A 17,378-nucleotide genomic window follows, 5' to 3' on the forward strand; every position below is an offset into this window, starting at 1 on the left:
ACACCTTCGGGGAGCACCATCGTGGAACAGCAGGGCGGCAAGCACGGCACGGCAGGTCCATCCGGTACGGCGGAGGGCAAGGAGTACCTCGCCAAGCGCTCACTGAGCTCCGGCAACGCGGGCTGGCTGCTGCTGGCCGGGCTCGGCATCGGGTACGTCATCTCGGGCGACTACGCCGGGTGGAACAACGGCCTGGCGGAGGGCGGCTGGGGCGGTCTCATGATCGCCACCGTGCTCATGGGGGTCATGTACACGGCGATGATCTTCGGCCTCGCCGAGCTCTCGTCCGCGATCCCGGCCACGGGCGGCGGCTACGGCTTCGCCCGCCGGGCGCTCGGGCCCTTCGGCGGCTACCTGACCGGCACCGCGATCCTGCTCGAGTACGCCCTCGCCCCCGCGGCGATCGTCACCTTCATCGGGGCCTACGTCGAGGCGCTGGACATCGGGATACCCAACGCGTGGTGGGTGTACGTCCTCTTCTACGCGGTCTTCATCGGGATCCACCTGCTGGGCGTGGGCGAGGCCCTGCGCGTGATGTTCGTCATCACCGGCGTCGCGATCGTCGGCCTGGTGCTCTTCGTGATCGCCGCGATCCCGGAGTTCGACTCCTCGCGGCTCACCGACATCGCGCCGAACCCGGACCGCAGCGGCTCCTCGAGCTTCCTGCCGGAGGGCTGGCTGGGCATCTGGGCCGCGTTCCCGTTCGCGATCTGGTTCTTCCTCGCGGTCGAGGGCGTCCCGCTCGCGGCGGAGGAGACGAAGGACCCGCGGCGCGACCTGCCGCGCGGCATGATCGCCGCGATGGGCACGCTGCTCGTCTTCGCGGCGCTCATGCTCGTCCTCGTCCCGGGCGTCGGCGGCGCGGACGCGATGAAGGCGTCGGGCAACCCGCTGCCCGAGGCGCTGCGCGTCGCCAACGGCGGCAACTCGACCGCGGCCGACATCGTCAACTACGTCGGCCTCGCCGGACTGATCGCGTCCTTCTTCTCGATCATCTACGGCTACTCGCGGCAGCTCTTCGCCCTGTCCCGCGCCGGCTACCTGCCGCGCGCGCTCTCCGTCACCTCCGGGCGCCGCGTGCCGACCCTCGCGCTGCTGCTGCCGGGTCTCGTGGGGCTGCTCGTCGCGATCATCGCCGACGACGGCGCGACGATCCTCAACATGGCGGTCTTCGGTGCGACGATCTCCTACGCGCTCATGACGCTCAGCCACATCGTGCTGCGCCGCCGCGAGCCCGAGCTCGAGCGCCCGTACCGCACCCCCGGCGGCGTCGCCACCACCGGCGTCGCGTTCGTCCTCGCCTGCGCCGCCGTGATCGCCACGTTCGTGGTCGACACGAACGCCGCCCTGCTCATGCTCGGCGTCTACGCCCTGTTCGCCATCTACTTCCTCGTCTACAGCCGCCACCGCCTGGTGGCGAGCGCCCCCGAGGAGGAGTTCGCCGCCCTCGCCGCGGCCGAGAAGGAGCTCGATCGATGACCATCACCCTCGAAGACCTGCGCACCGAGGTCGAAGCCGGCCGGATCGACACGGTCCTGCTGGCCATCACCGACATGCAGGGCCGCCTGCAGGGCAAGCGCATGGTCGCCCAGCACTTCGTCGACGACATCGCGGAGGAGGGCGCCGAGGGCTGCAACTACCTCCTCGCCGTCGACGTCGAGATGAACACCGTGGAGGGCTACGACCTGGCGTCGTGGGCCGGCGGCTACGGCGACTTCCAGATGATCCCGGACCTCGACACGCTGCGGCTCGTGCCGTGGCAGCCGGGGACGGCGGTCTGCCTGGCCGACGTCCGCTGGGGCGACGGGACCGACGTGGCCCCCTCCCCGCGGCAGGTGCTGCGCAAGCAGCTCGACCGGCTGGCCGAGCGCGGCTGGACGTGCAACGCCGCCACCGAGCTCGAGTTCATGGTCTTCCGCACGGGCTACGAGGACGCGTGGAAGCAGGCCTACCGCGACCTCGTGCCGGCCAACCTCTACAACGTGGACTACTCCATCCTCGGCACCGCCCGGGTCGAGCCGCTGCTGCGCCGGATCCGCAACGAGATGCTCGCCGCCGGGATGCCGGTCGAGGACTCCAAGGGCGAGTGCAACCTCGGCCAGCACGAGATCAACATCCGCTACGGCCACGCGCTGACCAGCGCGGACCAGCACGTGATCTACAAGAACGGGTCGAAGGAGATCGCCGCGCAGGAGGACATGGCGATCACGTTCATGGCGAAGTTCGACCAGCGCGAGGGGAGCTCCTGCCACATCCACTGCTCACTCGCCGACGCGAAGACGGGCAAGAACGTCTTCGCCCAGGACGAGGCGCTCTTCCACGCGTTCGTGGCGGGCCAGCAGGCGCACCTCGAAGAGCTGACGATGCTCTTCGCGCCCAACGTGAACTCGTACAAGCGCTACGCCGCGGGGTCCTTCGCGCCGACGGCGATCGCGTGGGGCAACGACAACCGCTCCTGCGCGCTGCGCGTCGTCGGGCACGGCGAGGGCCTGCGGGTCGAGAACCGCGTGCCGGGGGCCGACGTCAACCCGTACCTCGCGCTCGCCGCCACGATCGCCGCGGGGCTCGACGGCATCGACCGCAAGCTGGAGCTCGGGCCGCCCATGACGGGCAACGCCTACGAGGCCGACGTGCCGCAGGTGCCCAAGAGCCTCTTCGCCGCCCGCGAGCTGTTCGTCGGCTCCGCGCTGGCGCAGGAGGCGTTCGGCGCGGAGGTCGTCGACCACTACGCCAACATGGCGCGCGTGGAGCTCGAGGCGTTCGGCGCCGCCGTCACGGACTGGGAGCGATTCCGCGGCTTCGAGCGCATGTAGGCCCCGCCCGCACCGCCCCTCCTCCCCGGAAGACCCGATGTCCTCCTCCCCCCACCCCGACGCCGCCGGCGTCGTCGTCACCACGCCCCGCCCCGTCGTCGGGATCACCTGCGCCCACGAGCCGATCCGCCACGGCGCGGCGTGGGAGCAGGCCGCGGACTTCGTGCCCGCCAGCTACGTCGCGGCCGTCCAGCGCGCCGGCGGCCGCGCCGTCCTGCTGCCCGTCGATCCGGTCGACACGGAGCGGCCCGACGAGGTCCTCGCGGGCCTGGACGGCCTGATCCTCACGGGCGGCGTCGACCTGGACCCGGCGACGTACGGGGCCGAGCGGCACCCCGCGACGGTCGGCGACACCCCGCAGCGGGACCGCTTCGAGGTGGCGCTGTCGACCGCCGCGATGGAGCTCGACCTGCCGCTGCTGGCGATCTGCCGCGGCATGCAGATCGTCAACGCCGCGGCGGGCGGCACGCTCCTGCAGCACCTGCCCGAGACGCTCGGCACGGACGAGCACCGCCGGGTCGCCGGGACGCTCGACGAGCGCAACGCCCACGGCGTCGAGCTCGAGCCCGGCTCGCTGGCCGCCCGCGCGTCGGGCGCGGAGACCGTCTCCGTCCGCTCCCACCATCACCAGGCGCTCGACCGGATCGCCCCGGGCTGGACCGTGACCGGCCACGCGGTCGGCGACCGCCTGACGGAGGCCATGGAGCGCCCCGACCTCACCTTCTGCCTCGCGGTCCAGTGGCACCCGGAGGGCGACCCGCGCTCCGCCGTGATCGCCGCGCTCGTCGACGCCGCCCGCACCCACGCAGGCGCCGGCGCACCCGCCGGGCAGAACCCCACCGAACAGGAGACGCGATGACCCTCACCGTCCTCGAGCCCGCGACCGCCCGGTCGATGGCCGAGATCCCCGAGGCCACGCCGGAGGACGTCGACCGCGCCGTCGAGCGCGCACGGGCGGCCTTCCCCGCGTGGAGCGCCGTCGCGCCGAGCGACCGCGCGCGGCTGCTGCTGCGCCTCGCCGACGCGATCGAGGCCGAGCTCGAGCCGCTCGCGCTGCTCGAGGCCCGCAACGCCGGCCACCCGCTGGCCTCGGCCCGGGGCGAGATCGGGATGGTCGCCGCCACCTTCCGCTACTACGCCGGCGGCGTGGAGCGCAACCTCGGCGACACGATCCCCGTCGCGGGCGGCGTGGCGATGACGTTCCGCGAGCCGCTCGGCGTCGTGGGGCTCATCACCCCGTGGAACTTCCCGCTGCCGATCGCGTCGTGGAAGCTCGCCCCGGCTCTGGCCGCGGGCAACTGCGCGATCCTCAAGCCCGCAGAGCTCACGCCGCTGACGGCCGTCGAGCTCGAGCGGATCGCGCTGCAGGCCGGGATCCCGGAGGGCGTCCTCCAGGTCCTCGTGGGCCCGGGCCGGACCGTCGGCCAGCGGATGGTCGAGCACCCCGGGATCGCGAAGATCGGCTTCACCGGCTCGACCGCCGTCGGCGCCGGCATCCAGCGCACCGCGGCGGACACGATCAAGCGCGTGACGCTCGAACTCGGGGGCAAGTCCGCCAACGTCGTCTTCGCCGACGCGGACCTCGAGGCCGCCGCGGCCTCGGCCCCGGGCGCCGTCTTCGACAACGCGGGCCAGGACTGCTGCGCCCGCTCGCGGATCCTCGTCCAGCGCTCCGCCGTGGACCGCTTCCTCGAGCTCCTCGAGCCGGCGGTGACGGGCTTTTCGGTCGGCGACCCGCTGCAGGACGGGATCGCGATGGGCCCGCTGATCTCGGCGTCGCACCGCGAGAAGGTCGCGTCCTTCGTCGACGACGACGCCCAGGTCGCGTTCCGGGGCAGCGCACCGGAGGGCGAGGGGTTCTGGTTCCCGCCGACCGTCCTCGCACCTGTCGACCCCTCCGCCCGCGCGGCGACGGAGGAGATCTTCGGGCCGGTCGTGGCCGTGATCCCGTTCGACGACGAGGCCGACGCGATCCGCCTGGCCAACGATTCGATCTACGGCCTCTCCGGGTCGGTCTGGACGGAGAACGGCGGCCGCGCGCTCCGGGTCGCCCGCGCGATCGAGACCGGCGTGATCTCGATCAACTCGAACAGCTCCGTCCGCGTGTCCACCCCGTTCGGCGGCTTCAAGCAGTCCGGGATCGGCCGCGAGCTCGGCCCGCACGCGCTCGAGGCGTACTCCGAGCTGAAGACCGTCTACTACGCGACGGGCGCATGAGCCGCACCCCGTCGCACCCCTTGGCCGGCGCCCGCCGGCCCGTCACCCAGCACGCCGAGGAGGCCGCATGAGCACGACCCCGAACACCCCTGAGACCGCGTCCTCCCACCACGGCCGCCTCGAGCGCAAGGTCGCCGTCATCACGGGCGCCGCGTCCGGGATCGGCGCCGAGACCGCGAAGGTCTTCCGCGAGCAGGGCGCGACCGTCGTCGGCTTCGACCTGACGGCCGACCAGCCCGAGGTCGACCTGGCGATCCAGGGCGACGTCACCTCGGGCACCGACGTCGCAGCGGCCTACCGACAAGTGCGCGACACCTACGGCACCGTCGACATCCTGTTCAACAACGCGGGCATCTCGCCGCCGGACGACGACTCGATCCTCGAGACGGAGGAGGACGCCTGGCAGCGCGTGCAGGACGTCAACCTGAAGTCCGTCTACCTCTGCTGCAAGCACGGGATCCCGCACCTGCTCGAGACGGGCGGCGGGTCCGTCATCAACACTGCCTCCTTCGTGGCGCTCATGGGCGCGGCGACATCGCAGATCGCCTACACCGCGTCGAAGGGCGGCGTGCTGTCCATGAGCCGCGAGCTCGGCGTGCAGTTCGCCCGCCAGGGCGTGCGCGTCAACGCGCTCTGCCCCGGACCGGTCGACACCCCGCTCCTGCGCGAGCTCTACGCCAACGACGCCGAGGCCGCCAACCGCCGCCTCGTCCACGTGCCGATGGGCCGGTTCGCCCAGGCCCGCGAGCTCGCCAACGCGGTGCTCTTCCTCGCCTCGGACGAGTCGAGCTTCATCACGGCCTCGACGTTCATGGTCGACGGCGGACTGACGGCGGCGTACGTCACGCCGATCTGAGGGGGCGGCCGGCGCCGGCCGCGTGGCCGGTCGGCGGGGTCGCGGATCGCCGGCGGTCCCTCGGCCCTACGGGTCGGTCGGCGCCGGAGCCGGAGTCGCGGCTGGGGCCCGCTCGGGCAACCGCGGAACCGCGTAGCGGTAGGGCAGGAAGGACGCGGGCGACGGGGTCGGGGGCTTGTGGAGGAACCCCGCCCCGTCGTCGGCCCCGGCGACACCCACCGGACAGCCGAGCGCCGCCACATCTGCGGCCTGCTCCGGACCGTTGGGGTTCTCCGCCCCACCGGACGGGTTCTTCGACCCGGCGATGATCGTCGCCGGCAGCGTCAGCCGCTGCCTCGTCCGCGGGAGGTTCACGCGGACCGCCACCGTCTTGCCGACCGCGTATCGCCGGTCCTTCGTGGGCAGGAAGACCTCCTTGACGTAACACGACGACGGCGCCGAGGTCACGGTCGCGGTGAACGGTCCGATGAAGTCGTCCCAGGCGTATCCGTCGTGGAAGATCGCCCTCCCGATGGTCACCGACGCCCGGACGTCGCCCGACCGCGGCGGGACGATCGGGTAGTTCGCCCGGTACACCACGCGGAAGAGCGTGATGCCCTTCACGCCTCGGGTCGCGGGCGAGTGCTCGAGGTATTTCCCGGAGTCGTCGATGCGGTGGAGCGCCACCCTGCCTCCGAGCAGCTTCACCCGTCGCGGCACGGGGTGCCGCTCCTCCGGCCGATCGAACTCCGGGTTCGACCGCCGCCCCTGAGCCGCGTCGGCCGGGGCAGTCATGCCCGCGCTCGAGACGACTGCCGCCAGGGCCACGGCGAGCGCCCGCCCCGCCGACGCCGGGCCCTGGCGACCCGCCGCTCGGGGTTCGACCCGTCCGGGCTCCTCCGGTCCGGCTGACCCGAGCCGCTCGTCGGACCCGGGTCGGTCGCGGCGCATCCCCGACGATGGGGATCGACGGAGGGCAACGCCACTGGGCGAACGGGGACCACGCACGACCGGGACTGTCGCAGCCGCGGGCTTGTACGACAACGGGCAAGTGGGCCCCGCGGCCCGGGTCCCGACGGTCGGTGCGACCGAGACGGGCCCTAGGACGCGAGCGCCACCACGGCCTCGACCTCGACCAGCGCGCCCTTCGGCAGCGCCGCGACGCCGAGCGCCAGGCGGGCCGGGGGCGAGTCCGGGAAGAAGCGGGCGTAGACCTCGTTGACGTCCGCGAAGGCGCTGATGTCGGTCATGTAGACGGTGCAGCGGACCGCGTCGGCCATCTTCGCGCCGGCGCCCTCGATGATCGTCTGCAGGTTCTTCAGGGCCTGCTCGGCCTGCTGCACCGGGGTCTCCCCCACGATCTCGCCGGTCTCGGGGTCCAGCGGGATCTGGCCGGAGCAGAACAGCAGGCCCGCGGCGGAGACGGCGTGGACGTAGGGGCCGATGGCGGCGGGGGCGCCATCGACGACGAAGGGCTGACGATCGGTGCTCATGCGGTGGTGGTCTCCAAGGAGGACGGGTGACGGACGATCGCCACGATACCCGCGGACGGCCTATACCCTCCGGCGCGTGCCGCGCCGCGTCCGTCCCCTCCTCGTCGCCGTGCTCGGCGCCCTCGCCCTGTGGCCCGCCGGCTCGGCCTCCGCCGCCGGCTACGCGTGCGGAGACCAGGGCGTCGGCCGCACGCGCTGCACCCGCGTCGCCGTCCCGGTCGACCGGACGGGCGTGGTCGAGGGCCGCGTCGGCCTGTCCGTCCGCACGATCCAGGCGGGTCAGCGGAGGAGGAAGACGCGCCGCGAGGCCGTGCTGTTCCTCGCGGGCGGCCCCGGGCAGGCCGCGACCTCCTTCGCCTCCGAGCTCGTCCCCGAGCTGCGGCCGCTGCTGCGCCGTCGCGACCTCGTCACGGTCGACACCCGCGGCACCGGCCGCTCGACCGACCTCATCGTCTGCCCCGAGCTCGAGACGGGCGCGTTCACCGGCATCTCGTCCCCGGAGTCGCTGCGCTCCTGCGCCCGCCGCCTCGGCCCCACGGCCGACCGCTACGGCACCACCGACGTCGTCGCGGACCTCGAGGCGGTGCGGGTCGCCGGCGGCTACGACCGCCTGCTGCTGGTCGGCGTCTCGTACGGCACCTACACCGCGCAGCGCTACGCGGCCGCGCACCCGGACCGCGTCTCGGGCCTCGTCCTCGACTCCGCCGTCGACGTGACGGGCGACGACCCCTACTCCCTGGCGACGTACCGGGCCATCCCGACGTCGCTCTCCGCCGTCTGCCGCCGCGGCGCCTGCCGCGGCGTGACCCGTACCCCGAGCGCCGACCTGACCCGCGTGCGCGCCCGCCTGCCGATCGCGGCCACCGTCGACGGCGGCGAGGGCAGGCGCGTGCCCACCACGGTCGACGCGACGGCGCTCCTGACGCTGATCCAGACCGGCGACATCGACCCGATCGTGCGCGGCGCCCTGCCCAGCGTGCTGCGCCGCGCCGCACAGGGCGACGCGGCCCCGCTGGCGCGCATGGCCCGCGAGACCGGCGTGCTGACCCTGCCCGGCGACGACGAGGACCCGGCCCAGGGCGTCGCGAACGCCGCGGCGATCAGCACGGGCAGCTACATCGCGACCCTCTGCCGCGACGTCCGCCTGCCGTGGACGACGGCGACGCCGGTGGGCGAGGCCCGGCGCCAGGCGGCGCTCGCCGCCCTGTCCGCCCGTTCCGACCGCGCCCGCGGCGGCTGGTCGGCCGCGTCCCTGCTCGACCTCACGCCCGGCGGCCTCTGCGCGGAGTGGCCGACCGGACCCGACAACGCCCCCGTCGGCCCCGCGCCCGACGTCCCGACGCTGGTCCTCAGCGGCCAGGACGACGTGCGGACCTCGCCGGAGGAGGCCCGCCGCGTCGCGCGCCGCCACCCGGGCGCGCAGCTGCTCTCGGTCCCCGCCCAGGGCCACTCCGTCCTCGGGGCCGGGCGCGGCTGCGTGCAGGGCGCCCTGAGGGCCTTCGCGAAGGGCCGGCCCGTCGGCCGCTGCCGCGTGCCGAGCGCCATCCCCTCCGTCGCGCCGCTGCCGCCCCGCTCCGCCGCCGAGCTGGGCCGCACCGGGGTCGACCGCGCCCGCGCCGTCGGCACCGCGACCGTCGTCGACGCGGTGCGCACCCTCGCGATGCGCGTCGCCTCGGAGGACGACGGTCTGACGATCAGCTTCGAGGAGCCCGAGCCGATCCGGGTCGCGGGGCTGCGCAGCGGCCACGCGATCCTCAGCGGCGAAGGCGACCTGTCCCTGGAGCGCATGGGGTTCGTCCCCGACACCGCCGTCACGACGCGCGGCGGGAACGGCAAGACGATCCGCGTGCGGGTCGACGGTCGCGGCCTGCGCCCGGGCGTCTATACCGTGCCCGACCCGCTGCGCAGCGGCGAGGCGCTGCTCGAGGCCCTCGGCCTGGACCCGTCGCTGCTCGAGGCGGCCCGGAGCGGTCTGCCCGGGAGCGGCCTCGCGCGCACCGTCGCGCGCCTGCTGCGCGACTGAGGCGGACCGCCGCGGGCCGGCCCGGCGCCCGGGCGGCCCGCGCCCCGTCGTCTGCCCGGCGCCGGGGCGGTGTGGGACGCTGGGGCGGATGCCGAACGCCCTGGCCCAGGAGACCTCCCCCTACCTGCTGCAGCACGCGGAGAACCCCGTGGACTGGCTGCCCTGGGGACCGGAGGCGCTGGCCCGGGCGCGCGACGAGGACAAGCCGCTGCTCGTCTCGATCGGCTACTCCGCGTGCCACTGGTGCCACGTGATGGCCCACGAGTCGTTCGAGGACCCGGCGATCGCCGCCGTCATGAACCAGCACTTCGTGTGCGTGAAGGTCGACCGCGAGGAGCGGCCGGACGTCGACGCGATCTGCATGGAGGCCGTGCAGGCGATGACGGGCCAGGGCGGCTGGCCGCTGAACATGTTCCTCACCCCGGAGCAGGCCCCGATCCACGGCGGCACGTACTTCCCGCCGCAGCCGCGCCAGGGGATGCCGTCCTGGCGGGTGGTCCTCGACGCCGTGGCCGAGGCGTGGCGGGAGCGCAAGGACGAGATCCGCCAGGAGCTGGCGACCGTCGGCGAGCGGCTCGCGGGCGCGGCGAACCTCACCCCCGCCGACGACGTCCCCGGCCCGTCCGTCCTCTCCGCGGCCGTCCGCGCGATGCGCGAGCGCTACGACGCGATCCAGGGCGGCTTCGGCGGGGCCCCGAAGTTCCCGCCCCATCCCGCGCTGCTGTTCCTGCTCGCCCGCGCGGCCGGCGACGGCCCGAGCACGGGCCGGGCGGGCGGCGGCGCGGCGATGCCCGGCGACGAGCGCTCCCTGGCCGGCGCGATGGCCCGCCAGACGCTGCGCTCCATGGCCTCCGGCGGCATCCACGACCAGCTCGGCGGCGGCTTCTCGCGCTACGCCGTCGACGCCACGTGGACCGTCCCGCACTTCGAGAAGATGCTCTACGACAACGCGCTCCTCGCCCGCGCGTACGTTCAGGGCTGGCTCCTGTGGCAGGACGGCGCGCTGCGCGACACCGCCGAGCGCACCCTGGCGTTCATGGCCACCGAGCTGCGGGGCCCGGAGGGCGGGTTCCTCGCCGCGCTCGACGCCGACTCCGAGGGCGTCGAGGGCAAGTTCTACGTATGGACGCCGGAGGAGATCCGCGCGGCGCTCGACCCCGCCGAGGCCCAAGCCGCGATCGAGTGGTTCGGCGTGACCGAGGAGGGCAACTTCGACGGCCGCAGCGTGCTCGAGGACCGCGGCACGTCCCCCGATCCCGTCACGCGCCAGCGGATCCGCGACGGCCTGCTCGCCGCCCGGTCCCAGCGGGTCCGTCCCGGCACGGACGACAAGCGCCTGGCGGGCTGGAACGGCCTGGCAATCCAGGCCTTCGCCGAGGCCGGCGCCGCCCTGAACCGCGAGGACCTGCTCGACGTCGCCCGGCAGGCCGCCGCCTTCCTGCGCTCCGAGCTCGTCGTGGACGGCCGCCTGCGGCGCTCCTGGTCGCACCGCGGTGCCGGCGGCCCGGGCGGCGGTGCGGCACCCCACCCGGCCGTCCTCGAGGACCACGCCTACCTGCTCGAGGCGGCCGTCGCGCTCTACGAGGCCGGCGGCGACCCCGAGCACCTCGCCTGGGCCCGCGAGCTGGCCGCCACGATCGAGGAGCGCTTCGGCGACCCGGAGCGCGGCGGCTTCTTCTCCACCGCCGACGACGCGGAGCAGCTGCTCGCCCGCCGCAAGGAGATCGACGACGCCCCCATCCCCGCCGGCGGCGCCTCGGCCGCCCGCGGCCTCCTGCGGCTCGCCGCGCTCACGGGCGAGCACGCCCACGCCGAGGCCGCCCAGGGCTGGCTGCGCCTCGTCGCCCCGCTGCTCGAGCGCCACCCCCAGGCCGTCGCCTACGCCCTGCTGGCCCTCGACGAGCACCACCGCCCGGCCCGGGAGGTCGCGATCGTGGGCCCCGAGGAGGAGCGCGAGGCCCTCGCCCGCGTCGTCCGCGAGCGCCTGCGCCCCGGCGTCGTCCTGGCCGTCGGCTCGGGCGAGGACGCCGGGACGACCACCGTCCCGCTGCTGCTCGGCCGCACCCCGGTCGACGGCCACGCCGCCGCCTACGTGTGCGAGGGGTTCACCTGCCGGGCGCCGGTGACGGACCCGGAGGCGCTGCGCGAGGCGCTGGGGTAGGGAAGGGGACCGGGCCCCGCCCGCCACGTCTCGGGCCCCGCCGCGTCGGACCTCGTCACGGCGGCGGGCACCCGGAGAAGCCGGCCCCGTCCGTCGCCTCGCGGATCGCCGCCGACGTACGTCGTCCGCATCGTCACAGGACAACCGCCCCGGGCCGGGTACCGTAGCCCCGACATGAGCCGGATCCTCGCGTTCGCCGCCCACCCACGCCGGCGCATCGTCGTCCTCGTCGCCTGGCTCGTCTTCGTCGTGCTGGCCGCCGGGCCGCTCGGCCTGATGACGAAGTTCTCCGACGCCGAGGACAACGAGAGCTCCTCGTTCCTCCCCGGCGACGCGGAGTCGACCGAGGCCCTGGAGCGGGCGGAGCGGCTGCAGGGCGGCGAGCTCGCCCCGGCGGTGATCGTCTACCACCGCGACGGACGCCTGACCACCGAGGACCGCCGCACGATCGCGGCCGATCGCGCCGAGCTCAACGCGCTGCGCGAGGGCCGCGGCCTGACGGCGGACGAGCGCGAGCGCGACGGCGACACGCCCTCGACCGCCGACGTCCTGCGCTCCCAGACCTCGCCCTTCGGCGAGCCCGTCCTGTCCGAGAACGGCACGACCGCCATCCTCACCGCGCAGGTCCGCGGCAACGGCGAGACCGAGACGCTGCTGGACCCCGTCGAGGCGTGGCGCGACCGCGTCTCGACCCCGAAGGACCGCACGGAGGCGCTGCAGGTGCAGGTCGGCGGCCCCGCGGGCAGCGCCGCGGACGCGGTCAAGGTGTTCAGCAGCATCAACGGCACCCTCATCGGCGCGGCGCTCACGCTCGTCGTGATCCTGCTGATCCTCATCTACCGCAGCCCGATCTTCTGGCTCGTCCCGATCGCGGCGGTGATCGGCGCCGAGGTCGCCTCGCGGTCCGCCGGCTACGGCCTGAGCGAGCTCGGCGCGACCGTCAACGGGCAGTCGTCCTCCATCCTCTCCGTGCTCGTGATCGGCGCGGGCACGGACTACGCGCTCCTGCTCGTCTCGCGCTACCGCGAGGAGCTGCACAGCTTCGACGACCGGCTCGAGGCGCTGCGCCATGCGCTGACGTCGTCGGGCCCCGCGATCGTCGCGTCCGGCGCCACCGTCGTCGCCGCGCTCCTGACGCTGACCCTCGCGAAGGTCAACGCGACCTCCGGGCTCGGCCCGATCGGCGCCATGGGCGTGCTCGTGGCCGTCGTCGCGATGCTCACCCTGCTCCCGGCCCTCCTGGCCGTCTGCGGGCGCCGGATCTTCTGGCCGTTCGTGCCCCGGACGGCGGCCCACCCCGTGAGCGACCTGCGGATGTCCGAGCGCGGCCGGCGGCTGTCGACCGGCTCGCGCGGCCGGGTGGCGTCGGTCGCGATCGGCCTGGGCATCCTCGTCCCGCTCGTGGCGATGATCGCGGTCGGCGGTGCCGTCGGCGCGGGCCTCGGTGCGCTGGGCCTCGGCGGCCTCGCGGTCCTGCTCGGCCTGGTCGCGGCGGTCGTGACCGTGGTGGTCGTCGTCCGCGCGCTGGCGCCGCACGTCCACAACCCCGTCGAGGTCCGCCTGGCCGACCGCGCGGCGAAGACGACCGAGACGGGTGCTTGGAACGGCCTGGGCGAGCGGATCGCCCGCGGTCCCCGGCGGATCTGGATCGGCGCCACCGTCGTGCTCCTCGTCTGCTGCCTCGGGCTGACGCAGCTGAACACGAACCTCACGCAGAACGACTCCTACCGCAGCGAGGTCGAGTCGCAGACGGCCGCGAAGCTGCTCGCGAAGGGCTTCCCCGCCGGCGGCGACGCCCCGACGGACGTCATCGTCCCCGACGCATCGAAGGTCGAGGCCGTCGTCGCCGCCGCCAAGCGCGTGCCCGGCGTCGCCGACGTGCGCCCCGCGGTCGGCAACGACGGGGAGCCGGTGGTCGGCACCGACGGCACGCTGCTCAGCCTGCAGCTCCGCGAGAACCCCTACAGCGTGGCCGCGCAGGACCGGATCCCCGCGATCCGCCGCGCGGTGCAGGAGGCAGGCGGCTCCGCCGTGCTGGTCGGCGGACAGACCGCGATCGCCTACGACCAGAAGGACGCGGCCGCGCGCGACACGATCCTGATCGTCCCCGTGGCGCTGCTCGTGGTGCTGCTGATCCTCATGCTGCTGCTGCGCGCGTTCGTGGCGCCGCTGCTCCTGATCCTCACCGTGGTCCTGTCCTTCGCCGCCGCGCTCGGCGTGAGCGTGCTCGTGTGGGAGCACGTCTTCGGGTTCTCCGGCACGGACCCGTCCATCCCGCTCTACGCCTTCGTGTTCCTCGTGGCGCTGGGCATCGACTACAACATCTTCCTCATGGCCCGGGTGCGCGAGGAGGCCATCCACCGCGGCACCCGCGCCGGGATGATCCGCGGCCTCGGCGCCACGGGCGGAGTCATCACCTCGGCGGGCATCGTGCTGGCGGGCACCTTCGCCGTGCTGGGCGTCCTGCCCCTGGTCTTCCTCACCGAGATCGGGTTCGCGGTCGCCTTCGGCGTCCTGCTGGACACCTTCGTCGTGCGCTCCATCCTCGTCCCCGCGCTCACCCTCGACGCCGGCCGGCGGGTGTGGTGGCCCTCGGCGCTCAGCCGCCACGACGCGCCGCACGGAGGCGGGGAGCGGCGCCCTCACGAATCTCTCAAGGATCCGGGGGACGCGACGCCGTAGAGTCCGGGCGGCGAGCGGCTCCCCCGGCCCCGCGCCGTCCCCTCCCCCCGAACCTGGAGCACCATGCCCCGTCCTCTCTCGCTGGCGACCATCCCGGCCGCCGCCATCCTCGGCCTCGCCGCGATCCCCGCCACCGGGTCCGCCGCGACCATCGCGCCGAGCGCCCCCTGCTACGCGACGTCGTACGACCAGAACCGGCCGTCGGGTGAGCGCCTGCAGTGGCAGCCGATGACGGGCACGATCTCCGGCGGCACGCCCGGCGGCCGCTTCCAGATCTACGGCGTCGGCGGCAAGGCCGGCAGCCAGGTCGGCACGTTCGACGCCGCCGGCAACGCTCCGTACACCATCACGAGCTACAGCAACCCGGGCATCTCCCCGAGCGCCGGCCGCACCGTGCGGCTCGAGGTCACGGAGTTCGTCAACGGCACCTCGCCGGTCACGGGCGCGGTCGACGTCAAGGTCACCACGCTCGCCGTCGACGTCGCCTCGCGCCCGAGCAGCCCGCTCCGCAAGCGCGTCGTCCGCGTCTCGGGCACCCCGTTCGCCGGCCAGCAGCTCTACGGGTTCGTCGTCCGCGGCCAGAAGGGCTCGCGGGTCCTCAAGCGCATCTCGCTCGGCCGCGCCAACGCCTGCGGCTACGCCCGTACGCGCGCCGTCGTCGCCCCGAGCCGCTACCGGACCGGCACCTACTCGCTGTACATCAACCCGGGCAAGAAGCTCAACAAGTCCACGGCGGTCGGGTACTCCTTCCGCATCACGCGCCGGTACTTCTAGTCCCCGCGCCCACCCGCTCCGGCGGTCGTCTCCGACGATCACCGGGGCGGCTTCGGACCGGGACCCGACCGTGCGCGGTGGCGACGCCGCCGCGCACACTAGGATCCCGGCCACGGAGCGCCCAGGCGCTCTCGTCCCCTTCCCTCTCCCCTCAGGAGCACCATGTCCCGCCGCTCAATCGCCGCGGTCGTTCCGGCCGTCGCTCTTCTCGGCCTCGCCGTCGCTCCCGCGATGAGCTCCGCCGCCACGATCACCCCGGACCGCGCGTGCTACAGCCGCGTGCCCACGCAGGGCTCGCAGCCGATCAACCTCTCCATCGCCGGCGGCGTCCCGAACGCCCGCTTCTTCGCCTTCGGCGTCGGCGGCAAGGCCAGCTCCAGCACGACGACGACGTTCGACGCGGCCGGCAACGGCGTCGCGCAGATCACGAACTTCTCGACGGGCGGCATCAACCCGAGCAAGGGCCGGTCGCTCTCCATCGGCCTGAACCAGTACGGCCCCGGCACGCCGAACGGCCAGACCGACACGGCGACCGTCAAGGTCACGAACGCCGCGCTCGACGTGAACATCAAGCGCCGCAGCCCGTACTCGCGTGCCACGTGGACCGTCTCGGGCCTCACCCCGCTGTTCGGCCAGGGCACCCTCTACGCGTCCTACACCAAGGGCACGAAGAGCCGCAAGGTCATCAAGCGCATCAAGCTCGGCACCCCGAAGAACGCCTGCGGCTACCTGCGCGTGAGCAAGGTCCCGCCGCCCGCCAAGCGCACCGGCACCTGGACGATCTGGGTCCACGTCGGCAAGAAGTTCGTCGAGAAGCAGTCGCTCGCGACGTCCATCCGCGTCTTCCGCCGCTACTTCTAGCCCGTCCGGGCGGCCGCGCGACGGCCGTCCGCCCCGAGCTCCCGCGCCCCGGGTGGGCGAGGACCACGGTCCTCCCCCGCCCGGCGGCCGGGACCGCCACGGCGCTCCGGCGCCGCGCGGCGGTCCCCCTGCCGGCCCCTAGAGGACCGGCAGGTAGCGGTCGAGCTCCCACTGCGTGACCTGCACGCGGTAGTCCTCCCACTCCTCGCGCTTGATCTCCACGAAGCGGTCGAGGGTGTGCTCCCCGAGCGCCTTGAGCACCAGCTCGGACTCGGCCGCCAGCTCGACGGCCTCGCCGAGCGTCTCGGGCAGCTGCTCGATGCCGAGGCGACGGCGGTCGTCCGGCGACAGGTGGTAGAGGTTGCGCTCCATCGGCTCGGGCAGCTCGTAGCCCTTCTCGATGCCGTCCAGCCCGGCGTGCAGCAGCAGCGCGAAGGTCAGGTACGGGTTGCAGCCCGGGTCGGGGCAGCGCAGCTCCATCCGCGTGGCCTGCTCCTGGCCCGGGTGGTAGTTCGGGACGCGCACGAGCGCGGAGCGGTTGCGGCGCGACCACGCCACGTAGACGGGGGCCTCGTAGCCGGGCGCCAGGCGCTTGTACGAGTTGACCCACTGCGCGTACACCGCGGACATCTCACGCGCATGGCGCAGCTGGCCGGCGATGAACGCCTTGCCGATGTCGGACAGGTAGTAGCGATCGTTCGGATCGTAGAACGCGTTGCGGCCGTCCTGGAACAGCGACAGGTGCGTGTGCATCCCCGAGCCGTTCTCGCCCGTGAGCGGCTTGGGCATGAAGGTCGCGTGCCAGCCGTGCTGCATCGCGATCTCCTTCACGGTCAACCGGTAGGTCATGCAGTCGTCGGCCATCTTGAGGGCGTCGGAGTACCGGATGTCGATCTCGTGCTGCGACGGACCGCCCTCGTGGTGGCTGTACTCCACCTTCATGCCGAGCGCCTCGAGCGCGAGCGACGTGTCGCGGCGTACGTCGGAGCCGGCGTCCAGCGCGGTCAGGTCGAAGTAGCCGCCCTCGTCGAGAACCTCGGTGTCCTTGCTGTCCTTGAACAGGTAGTACTCGAGCTCCGGGCCGACGTTGAAGGTGTCGAAGCCCATGCGCTCCATCCGCTGGATGGCGCGCTTGAGGATGTAGCGCGGGTCGCCCTCGTACGGCGTGCCCTCGGGGGTCTGCACGTCGCAGAAGATGCGGGCGACGCCCTCCTCCTTCGGCGCCCACGGCAGCACGGCGAAGGTGGCGGGGTCGGGCATCGCGATCATGTCCGACTCCTCCACGGCGTTGAAGCCGGTGATGGAGGAGCCGTCGAAGCCCATCCCGCCCTCGAACGCGTCGTCGAGCTCGGACGCGTTGACGGAGAACGACTTGAGCCGGCCGAGGATGTCCGTGAACCACATCCGCACGAAACGGATGTCCTGCTCGGCCACCAGGCGCTTGATGTCCTCGGGGGTCCGCGGGGTGTCGGGCACGGTCTGCTTCGCTCCTGCGTGGGTTCTGCCGGTCCGGAGGGAC

General features: G+C 73.8%; 13 protein-coding genes. 10 read left to right on the forward strand and 3 right to left on the reverse strand.

Annotation, left to right across the window (positions count from 1 at the left end; translation table 11 throughout):
* The first annotated feature begins 21 nt into the window (after positions 1-21).
* The 5 genes from eat to F593_RS0112765 all read left to right on the forward strand — a co-directional run bounded on the left by eat (position 22) and on the right by F593_RS0112765 (position 5,886).
* Positions 22-1,479 carry an ethanolamine permease gene (eat, locus tag F593_RS0112745; RefSeq protein WP_022929143.1) on the forward strand — a complete coding sequence of 486 codons (1,458 nt, stop codon included), beginning with the start codon at positions 22-24 and terminating at the stop codon, positions 1,477-1,479.
* Positions 1,476-2,813, forward strand: a complete 1,338-nt coding sequence (locus F593_RS0112750; RefSeq protein ID WP_022929144.1) for a glutamine synthetase family protein — start codon at positions 1,476-1,478, stop codon at positions 2,811-2,813. Before eat ends, F593_RS0112750 begins: the two co-directional genes overlap by 4 nt.
* Positions 2,814-2,850: 37 nt before the next feature.
* The gene (locus tag F593_RS24965) at positions 2,851-3,672 is read left to right on the forward strand and encodes a gamma-glutamyl-gamma-aminobutyrate hydrolase family protein (protein WP_022929145.1); all 822 of its coding nucleotides are present in this window, start codon (positions 2,851-2,853) and stop codon (positions 3,670-3,672) included.
* Complete coding sequence (locus F593_RS0112760) at positions 3,669-5,030, forward strand: aldehyde dehydrogenase family protein (RefSeq protein WP_022929146.1); 1,362 nt, start codon at positions 3,669-3,671, stop codon at positions 5,028-5,030. The genes F593_RS24965 and F593_RS0112760 overlap by 4 nt, the downstream gene beginning before the upstream one ends.
* Positions 5,031-5,097: 67 nt before the next feature.
* Positions 5,098-5,886, forward strand: a complete 789-nt coding sequence (locus tag F593_RS0112765) for a 3-oxoacyl-ACP reductase (RefSeq protein WP_022929147.1) — start codon at positions 5,098-5,100, stop codon at positions 5,884-5,886.
* Between the two features lie 66 nt (positions 5,887-5,952).
* On the opposite strand, the gene F593_RS0112770 is transcribed toward F593_RS0112765, so the two are convergent.
* The gene (locus F593_RS0112770) at positions 5,953-6,660 is read right to left on the reverse strand and encodes a hypothetical protein (RefSeq protein WP_169449191.1); all 708 of its coding nucleotides are present in this window, start codon (positions 6,658-6,660) and stop codon (positions 5,953-5,955) included.
* A gap of 305 nt (positions 6,661-6,965) precedes the next feature.
* Positions 6,966-7,358 carry a Rid family detoxifying hydrolase gene (locus tag F593_RS0112775; RefSeq protein WP_022929149.1) on the reverse strand — a complete coding sequence of 131 codons (393 nt, stop codon included), beginning with the start codon at positions 7,356-7,358 and terminating at the stop codon, positions 6,966-6,968.
* A 76-nt stretch (positions 7,359-7,434) separates the two neighbouring features.
* On the opposite strand from F593_RS0112775, the gene F593_RS0112780 reads away from it, so the two are divergent.
* From F593_RS0112780 to F593_RS0112800, 5 genes are all read left to right on the forward strand, one after another.
* A complete protein-coding gene (locus tag F593_RS0112780; protein WP_022929150.1) occupies positions 7,435-9,381 on the forward strand; it encodes an alpha/beta fold hydrolase in 1,947 nt (648 codons plus the stop codon).
* An 88-nt stretch (positions 9,382-9,469) separates the two neighbouring features.
* Positions 9,470-11,542, forward strand: coding sequence for a thioredoxin domain-containing protein (locus tag F593_RS0112785; RefSeq protein WP_022929151.1), 2,073 nt, complete (start codon positions 9,470-9,472; stop codon positions 11,540-11,542).
* Positions 11,543-11,716: 174 nt separating this feature from the next.
* Complete coding sequence (locus F593_RS30595; protein WP_022929152.1) at positions 11,717-14,224, forward strand: MMPL family transporter; 2,508 nt, start codon at positions 11,717-11,719, stop codon at positions 14,222-14,224.
* A 63-nt stretch (positions 14,225-14,287) separates the two neighbouring features.
* Positions 14,288-14,998, forward strand: coding sequence for a hypothetical protein (locus F593_RS0112795; RefSeq protein ID WP_022929153.1), 711 nt, complete (start codon positions 14,288-14,290; stop codon positions 14,996-14,998).
* Positions 14,999-15,160: 162 nt separating this feature from the next.
* Entirely contained in the window at positions 15,161-15,859 is a 699-nt protein-coding gene (locus tag F593_RS0112800) for a hypothetical protein (protein ID WP_157251791.1), read from the forward strand.
* A gap of 138 nt (positions 15,860-15,997) precedes the next feature.
* Here F593_RS0112800 and F593_RS0112805 read toward each other — a convergent pair whose 3' ends face one another.
* The gene (locus tag F593_RS0112805) at positions 15,998-17,335 is read right to left on the reverse strand and encodes a glutamine synthetase family protein (protein ID WP_022929155.1); all 1,338 of its coding nucleotides are present in this window, start codon (positions 17,333-17,335) and stop codon (positions 15,998-16,000) included.
* Positions 17,336-17,378 lie beyond the last annotated feature (43 nt).

Source organism: Patulibacter americanus DSM 16676 (assembly GCF_000420025.1).
Taxonomy (GTDB): Bacteria; Actinomycetota; Thermoleophilia; order Solirubrobacterales; family Solirubrobacteraceae; genus Patulibacter; species Patulibacter americanus.